This is a genomic window from Streptomyces sp. NBC_01352, assembly GCF_036237295.1.
In the GTDB taxonomy this organism is placed as follows: domain Bacteria; phylum Actinomycetota; class Actinomycetes; order Streptomycetales; family Streptomycetaceae; genus Streptomyces; species Streptomyces plumbiresistens.
Genome location: NZ_CP108354.1, coordinates 7,549,775 through 7,563,710, shown reverse-complemented (window position 1 = coordinate 7,563,710; position 13,936 = coordinate 7,549,775). Strand labels below are relative to the sequence as shown.

Annotated in this window: 13 protein-coding genes; 9 read left to right on the top strand and 4 right to left on the bottom strand. The window is 71.7% G+C overall.

Features of this window, described 5'->3' with window-relative positions; translation table 11 throughout:
• Nucleotides 1–34: 34 nt before the first annotated feature.
• Nucleotides 35–697, bottom strand: coding sequence for a phosphotransferase (locus tag OG252_RS35090; RefSeq protein ID WP_329341204.1), 663 nt, complete (start codon nt 695–697; stop codon nt 35–37).
• A 292-nt stretch (nt 698–989) separates the two neighbouring features.
• Between OG252_RS35090 and OG252_RS35085 the strand changes: the two genes are divergently transcribed.
• The 7 genes from OG252_RS35085 (at nt 990) to OG252_RS35055 (ending at nt 8,492) form a co-directional block, all read left to right on the top strand.
• Nucleotides 990–2,237, top strand: coding sequence for a prenyltransferase/squalene oxidase repeat-containing protein (locus OG252_RS35085; RefSeq protein ID WP_329341202.1), 1,248 nt, complete (start codon nt 990–992; stop codon nt 2,235–2,237).
• On the top strand, nt 2,234–2,875 hold the full coding sequence (locus tag OG252_RS35080; protein ID WP_329341201.1) for an SCO2322 family protein: 642 nt from the start codon (nt 2,234–2,236) through the stop codon (nt 2,873–2,875). The genes OG252_RS35085 and OG252_RS35080 overlap by 4 nt, the downstream gene beginning before the upstream one ends.
• Nucleotides 2,876–2,927: 52 nt before the next feature.
• Nucleotides 2,928–4,088 (top strand): energy-coupling factor transporter transmembrane component T, encoded by a 1,161-nt coding sequence (locus tag OG252_RS35075; RefSeq protein ID WP_329341199.1) that lies wholly within the window; start codon nt 2,928–2,930, stop codon nt 4,086–4,088.
• Complete coding sequence (locus tag OG252_RS35070; RefSeq protein ID WP_329341197.1) at nt 4,085–5,776, top strand: ABC transporter ATP-binding protein; 1,692 nt, start codon at nt 4,085–4,087, stop codon at nt 5,774–5,776. The genes OG252_RS35075 and OG252_RS35070 overlap by 4 nt, the downstream gene beginning before the upstream one ends.
• Complete coding sequence (locus tag OG252_RS35065; protein WP_329341195.1) at nt 5,773–6,597, top strand: ECF transporter S component; 825 nt, start codon at nt 5,773–5,775, stop codon at nt 6,595–6,597. The genes OG252_RS35070 and OG252_RS35065 overlap by 4 nt, the downstream gene beginning before the upstream one ends.
• Before the next feature lie 303 nt (nt 6,598–6,900).
• On the top strand, nt 6,901–7,323 hold the full coding sequence (locus tag OG252_RS35060) for a transglycosylase SLT domain-containing protein (protein WP_329341193.1): 423 nt from the start codon (nt 6,901–6,903) through the stop codon (nt 7,321–7,323).
• 335 nt (nt 7,324–7,658) lie between these two features.
• Nucleotides 7,659–8,492 (top strand): hypothetical protein, encoded by an 834-nt coding sequence (locus OG252_RS35055; protein WP_329341190.1) that lies wholly within the window; start codon nt 7,659–7,661, stop codon nt 8,490–8,492.
• 211 nt (nt 8,493–8,703) lie between these two features.
• Here OG252_RS35055 and OG252_RS35050 read toward each other — a convergent pair whose 3' ends face one another.
• Both OG252_RS35050 and OG252_RS35045 read right to left on the bottom strand, forming a co-directional pair.
• On the bottom strand, nt 8,704–11,112 hold the full coding sequence (locus OG252_RS35050) for a serine/threonine-protein kinase (RefSeq protein WP_329341188.1): 2,409 nt from the start codon (nt 11,110–11,112) through the stop codon (nt 8,704–8,706).
• Nucleotides 11,113–11,194: 82 nt separating this feature from the next.
• Nucleotides 11,195–11,599 (bottom strand): ATP-binding protein, encoded by a 405-nt coding sequence (locus OG252_RS35045; protein ID WP_329341186.1) that lies wholly within the window; start codon nt 11,597–11,599, stop codon nt 11,195–11,197.
• A 94-nt stretch (nt 11,600–11,693) separates the two neighbouring features.
• Between OG252_RS35045 and OG252_RS35040 the strand changes: the two genes are divergently transcribed.
• Nucleotides 11,694–12,530: a helix-turn-helix domain-containing protein gene (locus tag OG252_RS35040; protein ID WP_329341184.1), complete on the top strand. Its 837-nt coding sequence runs from the start codon at nt 11,694–11,696 to the stop codon at nt 12,528–12,530.
• The gene (locus tag OG252_RS35035; protein ID WP_329341183.1) at nt 12,502–12,696 is read left to right on the top strand and encodes a DUF397 domain-containing protein; all 195 of its coding nucleotides are present in this window, start codon (nt 12,502–12,504) and stop codon (nt 12,694–12,696) included. Before OG252_RS35040 ends, OG252_RS35035 begins: the two co-directional genes overlap by 29 nt.
• On the opposite strand, the gene OG252_RS35030 is transcribed toward OG252_RS35035, so the two are convergent.
• The gene (locus OG252_RS35030) at nt 12,680–13,849 is read right to left on the bottom strand and encodes a steroid 3-ketoacyl-CoA thiolase (protein WP_329341182.1); all 1,170 of its coding nucleotides are present in this window, start codon (nt 13,847–13,849) and stop codon (nt 12,680–12,682) included. The genes OG252_RS35035 and OG252_RS35030 overlap by 17 nt on opposite strands.
• Nucleotides 13,850–13,936 lie beyond the last annotated feature (87 nt).

Sequence of the window (13,936 nt, the reverse complement as noted above, 5' to 3'; positions counted from 1 at the left end):
GAGTCGTGATCATCGGGTGGTCCTGGTACGCGCCCTAGGACACGACCGAGCGGATCAAGTCCTCGGCCTCACCCAGCAGTTCGACCTCCCGACGGCTCATCGTCGGGTTCGCCGCGCGCCGGCGGCGGGCCTCCGCCAGGCCCGCCTCGGTGAGGTGGGACGGGTCGGCGAGGAGAGCGGTGAGCATCGTGCGGGCGGGGGCGGCGAGGGCTTCGTCGGTCACGGCGACCTGGGCGAGGATCATCGCGGAGATGCCCCAGTCCAGGCCGGGGTCGCCCTCCTCCGTGTTGGTCCAGTCGATGACCCGGGGGCCGTCCGCGGTGAGGATGACGTTCTCCGGGTGGAGGTCCAGGTGGAGGACGCGGGCGGTGGGCGAGTGCCGGGCGGGGACGGTGTGCAACTGCCGTAGGAGACGGGCGAGGACGTCCCCCGCCTCACGCGCGCCGATCCGCCCCGCGCCGAACGCGTCCAGCATCGTCGGGCCGTGGAGCCGCTCCATCACCAACTCGGTGCGCGTGGAGTCGGCCGGGCGGACCCGCGGCACCGGATAGCCGTGGCGGCGTACGAACTCCATCACCGCGCCCTCGGCCAGCGCGTCCCCGTGCCCCTCCCGGTCGCGGCGCAGCACCCACGCCTCGTCGATCTCGTACACGTCGGCGGAACGGCCGGAGCCGAGCAGTCTTCCCGTCGGCTGCATGGGACCGAACCTACCTCCCCCGTGCGGGCGGCCCTCGGGGTGCTCCGTACGGGCCGGTAGAGTGGCCGGGTCGTATCACACCCGTACGGGGGGAAGCCGGTGCAAATCCGGCGCTGACCCGCAACCGTGTGCCGCCCGTCCAGGCGGCGAGCCGGACTGCCCCGCACGGATCGTGACCGGCTCACGCGCACCGGCAACCGGCCGGTGTGCGGCACCGTCGAGGTATACGGAGCCGAGCCGCCGGGGTGTCCCGTGCTGCCCGGCTCCCTTCAGGGAGAGGCACCCGCCGATCATGAACGTCCGCCGCAGCGCCGCGGTCCTGGCCGCCGCCACCGCCGTGATCGGGGCCGCCGTGCCCGCCGTCGCCGCCGACCCGTCCCCCTCCGCCTCGCGGGCGTTCCCCGCCGAGCTGTACGGCGGCACGGACCCGACGTACGACGGCGTCTGGCGTCAGTCCCTCGCCCTGCTCGCCCAGCACACGGCGGGAGTGAAGCCGGCCGCGACGTCCGTGGACTGGCTGACCGGACAGCAGTGCGCGAACGGCGCCTTCGCGCCCTACCGCGCCGACCCCGCCGCGCCCTGCGACGCCAAGCTCATGGTCGACACCAACAACACCGCCGCCGCCGTCCAGGCCCTCGCCGCGCTCGGCGGCCACGACGCCGCCACGGACAAGGCGGTCGCCTGGCTGAAGTCCGTGCAGAACAAGGACGGCGGCTGGGGGTACGCCCCCGGCGGCGCCAGCGACACCAACTCGACGTCCGTGGTCGTCGGCGCGCTGACGGCCGTGAGGGAGAAGCCGGCGGACGTACGCAAGGGGGGCCGGGGGCCGTACGACGCCCTGATGAAGCTCGCCCTGCCGTGCGAGGGCGAGGGCGCCGCAGCCGCTGCCGACGCTGGTGCCTTCGCCTTCCAGCCCGACAAGAAGGGCAAGCTGGTGGCCAACGCCGACGCCACCGCGGCGGGGGTCGTCGGCGCGCTCGGGAAGGGGCTGGTCGTCGAGCCAGCCGCGCAGGCGGAGGCCGCCGCCTGCTCCGGCTCCGGCTCGCCGTCCCCGCAGCAGGCCGCCGCGAACGGTGCCGCCTACCTCACCAAGGCCCTCGCCAAGGACGGCCACCTCAACTCGGCCCTCCCCGGCTCCACCGACCAGCCGGACCACGGCAACACGGCCGACGCCGTCGTCGCCCTCGCCGCGCAGGGCCAGGCCGCGCAGGCGAAGAAGTCGCTGGAGTGGCTCGAGCAGAACTCCTCCGCCTGGGCGGCGCAGAGCGGCCCGGCCGCCTACGCCCAGCTGATCTTCGCCGCCCACGCCACGGGCACGGACCCGCGTGACTTCGGCGGCACGGACCTGGTCAAGCAGCTCAACGCGACGGGGCCGGCTCCGCAGACGGCGACGGCCAAGAGCGAGAAGGCCGACGAAACGACCGACGAAACGGATGACTCGGGCAGCGGCGACGTGTGGTGGATGGTCGGCGCCGGCCTCGCCGCCGGGGCGGGCATCGGCTTCCTGCTGAGCAGCCGCAACAAGAGGCGGCAGCCGTGACCTCCCGCCGCCGTACCGCGACCCTCCTGTTCCTAGCCGCGTTCCTGTTCTCCGGGAACGCGGGCCAGGCGCAGGCCGCCGGCTACCGCTACTGGTCCTTCTGGGAGCGCGACGGCAACCAGTGGACGTACGCCACCCAGGGCCCCTCGACCGCTCGCCCCTCCGACGGCGACGTCCAGGGCTTCCGCTTCGCGGTCAGCGAGGACTCCGGCGACGCGACGAAGCCACGCGGCACGGCCGACTTCGCGACGATCTGCGCGAACACGCCCGCGCAGGACGGCAGGAAGCGGATCGCCCTGGTCATCGACTTCGGTACGACGACCGACGCCCCGTCCGGCGAAACCCCGCCCCCGGCCCGCACGGCCTGCGTGCCGACCGCCCCCGACGCCACGACCGCCGAGGCCCTGGCCGCCGTCGCGAAGCCCCTCCGCTACAGCACCAACGCCTTGCTGTGCGCGATCGCGGGTTATCCGGAGGCGGGGTGCGGGGAGCAGGTGGAGGGTAAGCAACCGACGGCTGCGCCGAAGAAGAACACCGAGGACCGCGGCCCATCACTCGGCCTGCTCGCGGGTACCGCGGCCGTGGCAGCACTGGGCGCGGCCGCGGTATGGCAGGCAAGGCGCCGCAGGAATGGATAGCTCGTGTCCAGCCGCCCAGCCTGCGGGCAGTCGTGCCGCTGGGGCGGCACGGGTGGGCGCAGGCGGCACCCCGCAACGCCGGGCTGCGCACCCCACCCGCCCACAGCAGCGCCGGCCCACATTGCACCCCGGCGCCTGGTGGCTCTGGTCCCTTGGCCTGGGCACCGCCGCCACCCGCACCACCAACCCCCTCCTCCTCGCCCTCCTCATCGCCACCTCCGCCTACGTCGTGGCCACCCGCCGCCCCGACACCCCCACCGCACGCTCCTACACCGCCTTCGTCAAACTGGCCCTGGCCGTACTCCTCATCCGCCTCGCCTTCGCGGTAGCACTCGGCTCCCCCGTCCCCGGCACCCACGTGCTCGCCACCCTCCCCGAAGTCCCCCTCCCCGACTGGGCCCAGGGCATCCGCCTCGGCGGCAGAGTCACCGCCGAAGGCCTCCTCTTCGCCCTGTACGACGGCCTGCGCCTGGCCACCCTCCTCATCTGTGTGGGCGCCGCGAACGCCCTCGCGAACCCGGCCCGTCTCCTCAAGTCGCTCCCGGGCGCGCTGTACGAGATGGGCGTGGCGGTGGTCGTGGCCCTCACCTTCGCCCCGAACCTGATCCTCGACGTCCAGCGGCTGCGCGCCGCCCGCCGGCTGCGCGGCCGCCCCGACAAGGGCATCCGCGGCCTCCTCCAGGTCGCGCTCCCGGTGCTCGAAGGCGCCCTGGAACGCTCCGTCGCCCTCGCCGCAGCGATGGACGCCCGCGGCTACGGCCGTACCGCCGACGTCCCCGCCCCGGTCCGCCGTACGACGACCGCCCTCACCCTCGGCGGCCTGCTCGGCGTCTGCGCGGGAACGTACGGACTGCTGACGGCCGAGGGCGGCACGTACGGCCTCCCCGTCCTCCTCGCCGGACTGGCCGCCGCTCTCGCGGGCCTCCGCCTGGGCGGCCGGCGTTCGCTGCGCACCCGGTACCGCCCGGACCGCTGGGACGTGCGCGCCTGGCTGGTCACCGGCTCCGGCGTGGCGGTGGCCGCGCTGCTCGTGCTCGCCTCCGCCCACGGCTCCGAGGCCCTGAACCCGGGCGTGGTCCCGTTGGTCGCCCCGGCCCTCCCCCTCTGGCCCGCGGCGGCCGTCCTCCTCGGCCTGCTCCCGGCCTTCGTCGCCCCCGATCCCAGCCCCGACCCCGCTCCCGCTCCCACTCCCGATCCCAAGGAACCGTCGTGATCCGCTTCGAGAACGTCTCCGTGACGTACGACGGTGCCGCCGAAGCCACCGTCCAGGGCGTGGACTTCGAGGTGCCGGAAGGCGAACTCGTCCTGCTGGTGGGCCCGTCGGGCGTCGGCAAGTCCACGGTGCTCGGCGCGGTGAGCGGACTCGTCCCGCACTTCACCGGCGGGACTTTGCACGGCCGGGTCACGGTGGCCGGCCGGGACACCCGTACGCACAAGCCGCGGGAACTCGCCGACGTGGTGGGGACGGTCGGCCAGGACCCGCTCTCCCACTTCGTGACGGACACCGTGGAGGACGAACTCGCCTATGGCATGGAGTCGTTGGGCCTCGCCCCGGACGTGATGCGCCGCCGCGTCGAGGAGACTCTGGACCTGCTGGGTCTGGCCGATCTGCGCGACCGGCCCATCAGCACGCTCTCCGGCGGGCAGCAGCAGCGCGTCGCGATCGGCTCGGTCCTCACCCCGCATCCGAGGGTCCTCGTCCTCGACGAACCGACCTCCGCACTCGACCCGGCGGCCGCGGAGGAGGTCCTCGCGGTCCTCCAGCGCCTCGTCCACGACCTCGGCACGACGGTCCTGATGGCCGAGCACCGACTGGAACGCGTCGTCCAGTACGCCGACCAGGTCGCCCTCCTCCCCTCGCCCGGCGCGGCCCCGGTCCTCGGCACCCCGGCCGACATCATGGCCGTATCGCCGGTGTACCCACCGGTGGTGGACCTGGGCCGCCTCGCGGGCTGGGCCCCGCTGCCGCTGACGGTCCGGGACGCGCGGCGACGGGCGGGCGACCTGCGGGAACGGCTGGGCGGGCAGGACGGGACGCCCGAAGTGTCCGTCGTCACGACGGCACCACCCCAGCCGGAGGCTCCCCCGACCTCCCGCCTCCGCCTCGGCCTCCGCCTCCGGAGGAAGCCCACGTCGGCCCCAACTACCGCACCTCCGGCCGAGGTCCACGCCCTCGCCGTCCGCCGCGAGCGCGTCCAGGCCCTGCGCCACGTCGACCTCACCGTCGCCCCCGGCGAGACCATCGCCCTCATGGGCCGCAACGGCGCCGGTAAGTCGACGCTGCTCTCCGCGCTGGTCGGCCTGGTGGAGCCGGCCGCCGGATCGGTGCGGGTCGGGGGTGCCGTACCGCATCGCACGGCGCCCCCCGAACTCGTACGCCGCGTGGGTCTCGTACCGCAGGAACCGCGCGACCTGCTGTACGCCGACACGGTCGCCGCCGAGTGCGCGGCCGCCGACCGGGACGCGGGCGCGGCGCCGGGGACCTGCCGGGCGCTGGTCACCGAGCTGCTCCCCGGGGTCACCGACGACATCCATCCGCGCGACCTCTCCGAGGGCCAGCGGCTGGCTCTCGCGCTGGCCGTGGTCCTGGCGGCCCGCCCTCCCCTCCTGCTCCTCGACGAGCCGACCCGGGGCCTGGACTACGCGGCGAAGGCCCGCCTGGTCGCGGTCCTGCGCGGGCTGGCGGCGCAGGGGCACGCGATCGTGCTGGCGACCCACGACGTGGAGCTGGCCGCCGAGCTGGTCCACCGGGTGGTGCTCCTCGCCGACGGCGAGGTGATCGCGGACGGCCCGACGGCGGACGTGGTGGTGGCCTCTCCCTCCTTCGCCCCGCAGGTCACGAAGATCCTGGCGCCGCAGAAGTGGCTCACGGTCGCACAGGTGCGGGAGGCGCTGGCATGACCGATACGCGCCAGGCCAAGGCCGTCCGCCTGGGCCCCCGCTCGACAGCCGCCCTGCTCCTCGTGAGCGCGGTCGGCGTGGCCGCTCTCGGCTGGCCGTTCCTCGCCCCGCCCACCTCCGGGGTCGGGGCACACGTGCAGGACGCCCCGTGGTTCTTCGCCGGACTGCTGCTCCTTCTCGTCGCGGTCCTGGCGGCGACGATCTCGGAGTCCGGCCTGGGCCCGAAGGCGGTGGCGATGCTCGGCGTGCTGGCCGCGACCGGCGCGGCGCTGCGCCCCATCGGCGCCGGGACGGCCGGTCTCGAGCCGATGTTCTTCCTGATGGTGCTGAGCGGACGCGTGCTCGGCCCTGGCTTCGGTTTCGTGCTCGGCTCCGTGACGATGTTCGCGTCCGCGCTGCTCACGGGCGGGGTGGGCCCGTGGATGCCGTTCCAGATGCTGGCGATGGGGTGGTTCACGATGGGCGCGGGTCTGCTGCCGGGCCCCGACCGTCTGCGCGGCCGCGCCGAACTCGCGCTTCTCGGCGGCTACGGCTTCCTGTCCGCCTTCGCCTACGGCACGATCACCAACCTCGCGGGCTGGACCTTCATGACGCAGAACGCCTCGAACATCGCCTTCCAGCCGGACGGGGCGGTCGCCGCCAACCTGGCCCGCTTCGTCGCGTACTGCCTGGCCACGTCACTGGGCTGGGACCTGGGCCGGGCGCTGGTCACGGTCGTCCTGACGGCACTGCTCGGCCCGGCGATCCTCAGGGCCCTGCGCCGGGCCACCCGCAGGGCGGCCTTCGAGACCCCGGTCACTTTCGACGCCCCCGCTCAGTGAAGCACCCCACATGACGCAGGTCACCTACGAGGCAGGGCCGTAGACCTGCGGGCCTGGCATGTACGCGCCCGCAAGGCCCCTGACCTGCGCATTGAGAGCCAGGTCACAGGAACGACCAATCACCCACATGCGACCACAACTAGTAAAAGGGGTCATTGCGGGCGCGGCCCGATCCTGTTTCTCTGGATGACGTCGCACGGCGCCGACGTGCCCTCAGGGCCGCGGCGCCGCGGCATGCCACCGCCCCCCACCACGGGGTCACGGCACGCCACGACATCCCAGTCCCCGAAGAAAAGGTTCTCCGTGTCCGTCACCCGCATCGTTCGTCGCATCGCTTCCCCGAGGAAGGCCCTCACCGCCGTAGCGCTGGCCGCCGCCACCACCGGCATGGCCCTGACCGCGGCCCCCGCCCAGGCGGCCACCACGGGCGCCTCGGCCACCGAGGCGAAGGCGATCGCGCACAAGCTGATCCCGGACACCGCTCAGTACAACGCCTTCAGCAAGATCGTCGAGCACGAGAGCGGCTGGGACGTCGACGCCATGAACCCCTCCTCCGGCGCCTACGGCCTGGTCCAGGCACTCCCCGGCTCCAAGATGGCCTCCGCCGGCTCCGACTGGAAGACCAACGCCGAGACCCAGATCGAGTGGGGCCTCGACTACATGAACGACCGCTACGGCAGCCCGACCGGCGCCTGGTCGTTCTGGCAGGCCAACGGCTGGTACTGATCGCTCCACCGATCCCAGCCCCTCTTACGCGAAGGCGGCGGCCCCCGATCCCCGGGGCCGCCGCCTTCGCCATGTCCGCCCGCTCACTCAGGCCAAGGCCGCCCAGTTTCCGCCCGGCATTACGTCGTCCGCCCGATGGCTGTGGAGTCGGCGCGCCGGGTCGCGGCTGTCCACAACCGATGTGTTGCTGTGTCACGGCTGTGCGACAGCGTTGTCCTGCTGCGATGAAGGGTGTGACCTGCGGGCCTGGCGGGCCGTCATATGGAGCACGCAGCGGGTAACGGCGAGAGCGTCGTCGACCCCGCCAACTCCCCACAGCCGAAGGGTTTCCCGTGATGAACCGCCACCTGCGCAAGGCCACCGTCGTCGCTGCCGCGATCACCGCCGGCCTGTTGATGACCGCCTGCCAGAACGACTCCGCGACCAGCGGCGGCTCATCTTCCGGCAAGGGAACCAAGGACGCGGCAGCCGCCGCCGTCGCGGACTCGTCGGCGGCAACCAAGGCCCCCAGCGGCTCGAAGAGTTCCGCGTCCAAGGGTGTCAGCGGGACGTTCGGCAACGGCACGGTCACCTACCTCGCGCCGGGCAAGTACATCGTGTCCGTGCCGGGCAAGGACGACCAGCAGTTCTTCGTCGCCGAGGACACCGAGGTCTACGGCGTGGGCACGCTATGCGGGGACGCGCAGTCGAAGGTGGACGCGCCGTGCACGCTGGACGAGTTGGAGACGGCCACCAAGAAGGGTGCCGTCAACGCCGATGTGCGGATGCAGGACGGAGTCGCCACGCTGGTCTCCGAGCGGCGTGCCGCCCAGTCCGAGAACGGCACCGGGTCCGACACGGACGCCGGCTCCGGCTCCCGTGACACGGCCGTCGAGGGCATCAACAAGGGCAAGGGCGTCAACGGAACCTGGCACGGCACCGTCTCCTACCTGGCGCCGGGCAAGTACACGGTCACCGAGGAGCACGGCGTCGCGCAGCAGTTCTTCGTCTCCGAGGACACCGACATCTGGGGCTACGGCCAGGTCTGCGGAGGCCCGGGGGTGGGTGAAGGCCAGCAGGGCGGCACCCAGTGCACGGAAGCCGAACTGGAGAGTGCCGCCAAGAAGGGCTTCCCCGCTGAAGTGAAGATCGCCAATGGCACAGCGACCACCCTCAACGACACGCCGTAAATCGCTCCTGGTTTCGCCACTCGGCCTACCGGCGGTCGCGCAGGGAGTTGCAGGACATGCCGGTGGGCGGGAGGTCCGGGACCGCGAGGCGTCGGTCCCCTGACGCTACGGACGCGCAGATCGCCCCGGCATCCGAGAACCCTCCGCCCCCGTGGTGGACTTGAGTACACCGGGCGCCTCCCGCTGCCCGGAGGCTCACGTCGGTCGGTTACTACGTCACCGCGTACAGGACGCCGTTCAGGCTGGCGATGTAGATCACTCCGTCGGCGAAGGCCGGCGTCGAGTACACGGGGCTGCCGGTGCGGAATTCCCACCGCTGTTCGCCGGTGCCGGCGTCCACGGCATACAGGTTGCCGTCCTGGCTGCCCACGTAGGCCATCCCGCCAACGACGGTCGGCGCGCTCAGGCGTCGGTCTTTGCCGATGCGGGATTTCCATCGCTGCTTGCCGGTGCCGGCGTCCACGGCGGCCAAGTCGCCGTTCCCGTCACCCAAGTAGACCGTTCCATCGACGACAGTCGGCGCGCTCAACATGCCGGTAGCGATTTTCCATCGCTGCTTGCCGGTCGCGGCGTCCAGCGCGTACAGGTTGCTGTCCTCCCTGCTGTCGCTGCTGACGTAGACCACGCCGTCGACGACGGCCGCGGCCGAGTTCAGAAAGCCAGGGGTGGTGAATTCCCACCGCTGCTTGCCGGTGTCGGCATCCACCGCATACGCGGTGCCGCTCAAACTGCAGGCGTAGACCACCCCGTCGACAACGGTCGGCGACTCGCCGACTCGGCTGTGGGTGGTGAATTTCCACCGCTGCTTGCCGGTGTCGGCGACGATCGCGTACACGTAGCCGTCTTCGTAGTCGTTGCCGCTTTCGCCGAAGCGGTACGTGACGTCGCCCCCGCCGCCGACGTACACCAGGCCGTCGACGACAGTCGGCGACGAGCTTCCGCGCTTGCCAGTGCGGAATTTCCACCGTTGCCAGCCGGTGTCTGCGTTCACCGCGTACAGGTTGCTGTCCTCACTGCCCACGTAGACCATCCCGGGGGCGGCAGCCGGCTCCGAATTCACGTCCGCACCGGTGGTGAACGTCCACCGCTGTAGGCCGGTAAAGGTGTCCACCGCGTACAGCTTGTCGGTGTCGGTGCCGATGTAGACGGCGCCGCCGACGACGATCGGCGACGCGTACACGAGGCCCCCCGTGATGAATCTCCACTGCTCCACGCCGGACGGGGCGGTGGGAGTGGGCGTGGGGGATGCGCTGGGTCTTCGGCCGGAACCGGGCGGGGCGTCGGATTCCTTGGCGGAGGCGTCGCGGTCGCTGAACTTCCAGCCGGCGAAGCCGAGCCCTGCGGCGGCGGCCCCGCCGAGGGCGAGCAGGGCGCGCCGACGGGTCAGGCCGGCCGGGAGCGCGGTCGGGCCGGCACCGGTTACTGCCGCCTCCGGGCTCTTGGGCGAGGGCTCGGATTCGGGTGAGTCGGATTCGGGTGAGTCGGATTCGGGTGAGTCGGATTCCGTTGAGTCGGGTGTCTCGGATTCGGGTGTCTCGGAGTCGGGTGTCTCGGTCAGTGCCGGAGCCGGTACGGGAGCGGGGTCGGGCTGCCGTGCCGGTGCTGGTGCTGGTGCTGGTGCTGGTGCTGGTGCTGGTGCTGGTGCTGGTGCTGGTGCTGGTGCTGGTGCTGGTGCTGGTGGGACCGTGGGTCCGTGCGTGGTGGTGCGTGCGTGCAGGGTCGCGGCGACCGGTGCGGGAAGCCAGCCGGGCTGGGTGAGTGTGTGGGTGACGGCCTCTCCGGCGGCCTCAGCCTCCCCTGCCTCCTCGGCGGCAGCCTCCGCCAGCTGGTCCAGCAGCGTGGCCACCGCCGGGCGCTGGTCGGGTTGCTTGGCCAGACAGCGGGCCACCACGGACCGCAGAGCGGGCGGGAGTTCGTCCAGGTCGGGTTCTTCGTAGACGACGCGGAAGCTCAGGGCATGCCCCGAGCCGGTCCCGAACGGCCCCGACCCCGTGGCGGTGAATGCCAGCACCGCACCGAGGGAGAAGACGTCACTGGCGGGCCCGATCGGCTTACCGGTCAATTGCTCGGGGGACATGAACCCCGGCGTGCCCACCACCATGCCGGTTCGGGTCAACGCGCTGGCCTCGTGAGCCACCGAGATCCCGAAATCGATCACCCGTGGTCCGTCCGCCGCGAGGAGGATGTTCGACGGTTTCAGGTCCCGGTGGACCACATCGGCCGCGTGGATCGCCTCCAGCGCCTCGGCGAGGCCGGCGCCGAGCGCCAGCACCGGGCCCTGCGGCCAGGGCCCGTGCGCGGTCACGGCATCGCCCAACGCGACGCCCGGCACATACGCCGCCGCAAGCCACGCGGGCGACCCGTCCGGATCGGCGTCGACCACACCGGCGGTGAACACCCCGTTGACCCGTCGGGCGGCGGCCACCTCCCGGGCGAACCGGCGCCGGAACTCGCCGTCCTCGGCCAGTTCGGAGCGCACCACCTTCACCGCCACCGCCCGGCCGCCGGGCGAGCGCCCCAGATACACCCGGCCCATTCCGCCCGCACCCAGCCGCGCCACGATCCGGTACCGCCCTACCTGCTCCGGATCCCCCGCTTCCAGCGCCCCGAACGTCTCCACCGCAACCCCCTGACCTGCCCCACGCCCCGAGCCCTGCCGAAGATCCCACATCATCCCCGACTCGCCCGCCCCCGCACTACCGTCAGCCGCTGTCGTCACCCCGGCACTCGAACCACACCGTCTTGCCGCCCCCGGCCTCCGGCCACACTCCCCACTTGGCGGCCATCGCATCGAGCAGGACGAGCCCGCGTCCACCCTCCGACTCCCACGACAACTCGGTCGGGACGACTGGCAGTTGGGGCGAGTCATCCGCGACCTCCACCCGTACCCCCGCCGCCCCCTGTCGCAGCAACAGCAACTGGCAGCGTCGGTCCGGGACATGGCGTACGACGTTGGCGATCACTTCCGTAATGCCCAACTCCACGGCGTCGGACAGCTCTTGCAGCTCCCACTCGTCCAGCAGCGAGCGGACGATGCGGCGGATGTGACGGGCGGAGTGTTCGCCTGCGGTGAGGGTCAGGCGGTACTGGGGAATGTATGCGTTCACAGGACGAGGGTGACCTGGCGTGACTACCGTGGGCTACGTACTGAATACAACCAGTCCCGAAGTGGACGGAGTTGCCGCACAGAGGGGACCGTGCGTGACCCACATCAACACCCTCGACCCGGGCGCCTCGCCGCTCGACTACTACGGCTACGAGCTGCGCCGGTACCGCGAAGCCGCCGAGCTGACGCAACGGCAGCTCGGGGACATCGTCAACTACACCGGCTCGATGGTCGGGCAGATCGAAACGGCCAGGAAGCTGCCCACGCAGGACTTCAGCGAGCGTGCCGATGCGGCGCTGGGGACGGGCGGGGCGTTGTCGCGGCTCGTCGAGCTGGTGATGCGGAGTCAACTGCCGGGCTGGTTCAGGCAGGTGGCAGAGCTTGAGGCGCGCGCCATCGAGATCTGCACGTTCCACACCCACCTGATCCACGGCCTTCTGCAGACGAAGGCGTACGCGCGTGCCGTGCTCGGCTCGCTGGACCAGACCGACCTCGACGACCGCACCGAGGTTCGGCTTGCCCGTCAGCGCATCTTCGAGAAGGAAGAGCCGCCGGTCTTCTGGGCTGTCATCAGCGAGGCCGCACTCCGCCAGGAAATCGGTGGGCCGGAGATCATGCGGGGCCAACTGGCCCAGCTGTTGACCTTCGAGGACAACCCTCGGATCAACATCCAGGTGCTGCCGTTCTCAGCCGGCGTCCACGCGGGCCTGCAAGGCTCGTTCGACCTCTTCCGCTTCGCCAGCGACCCAACCATCGTCTATACCGAGGGCTACGGAAGCGGGCATCCAACCGCGAACCCGGACACCGTCAAGGACTGTTCGCTCCGTTACGATCATCTCCGAGCCGCCGCGCTCTCCCTCAAGGACTCGGCGGAGCTGATCCGGCGAGTGATGGAGGAACGCTATGGAGAACCACGCGCTTCAGTGGCGTAAGTCCAGCTACAGCGGTGACCAGGGCGGCTCGTGCGTCGAGATCGCCGAGGCCCCCACCACCATCGCCATCCGCGACTCCAAAACCCCGGCGGGACCGATCCTCACCCTCGACCCCGCCGCGTTCACCACCTTCGTCAATTGGACGACGACTACAACCGCTGAATGATCGTGCCGGTGGCCAAGCCCCCACCCGCACACATCGTCACCAGCGCGAACTCCTTGTCCGCGCGCTCCAGTTCATGAAGTGCCGTCGTGATGAGCCGGGCCCCGGTGGACCCCACCGGATGCCCGAGCGCGATCGCGCCGCCGTTGACGTTCACCTTCTCCAGGTCCTGCTCGAAGACCTGGGCCCAGCTCAGCACCACCGACGCGAAGGCCTCGTTGATCTCGACGAGGTCGATGTCCTTCAGGGACATGCCGGCCTTGCCCAGCACCGCCCGCGTCGCGTCGATCGGCCCGTCCAGATGGAAGTGCGGGTCGGCACCCACCAGCGCCTGGGCCACGATCCGCGCCCGGGGCCGCAGCTTCAGCGCCCGTGCCATCCGCTTCGAGGCCCACATGATCGCCGCCGAACCATCGCTGATCTGAGACGAGTTGCCCGCCGTGTGCACGGCGGTCGGCATGATCGGCTTCAGCCGGGCCAGCGCCTCCATGGACGTGTCGCGCAGCCCCTCGTCCCGGTCGACCAGTCGCCACATGCCCTGCCCGGCCCGCTGCTCCTCCTCCGTCGTCGGCACCTGGACCGCGAACGTCTCCCGCTTGAACCGCTCCTCGGCCCAGGCGACAGCCGCCCGCTCCTGCGAGATCAGGCCCAGCGAGTCGACGTTCTCCCTGGTGAGGCCACGATGGCGGGCGATCCGCTCCGCCGCCTCGAACTGGTTCGGCAGATCCACGTTCCACTCGTCCGGGAACGGCTTGCCCGGCCCGTGCTTCGACCCGGAGCCCAGCGGCACCCGCGACATCGACTCCACGCCACAACTGATGCCCACGTCGATCACCCCCGCCGCGACCATGTTGGCCACCATGTGCGAGGCCTGCTGCGAGGAGCCACACTGACAGTCGACCGTCGTCGCCGCCGTCTCGTACGGCAGCCCGACCGTCAGCCAGGCGGTGCGTGCGGGGTTCATGGACTGCTCGCCGGCGTGGGTGACCGTGCCGCCGACGATCTGTTCGACCGCGTCGGCGGGGATGCCGGTGCGGCCGAGGAGTTCACGGTAGGTCTCGCCCAGGAGATAGGCGGGATGCAGGTTGGCGAGCGCACCGCCGCGCCTGCCGATGGGGGTGCGTACGGCCTCGACGATCACGGGTTCCGCGGCCATGGGGAGTTCCTCTCCTCCGGTACCCGCGCGGCGCGGGGGCGTCCCGGCCCGGCCCGCCACGCGGAACTAGTACGTGTTCTAGTTCCA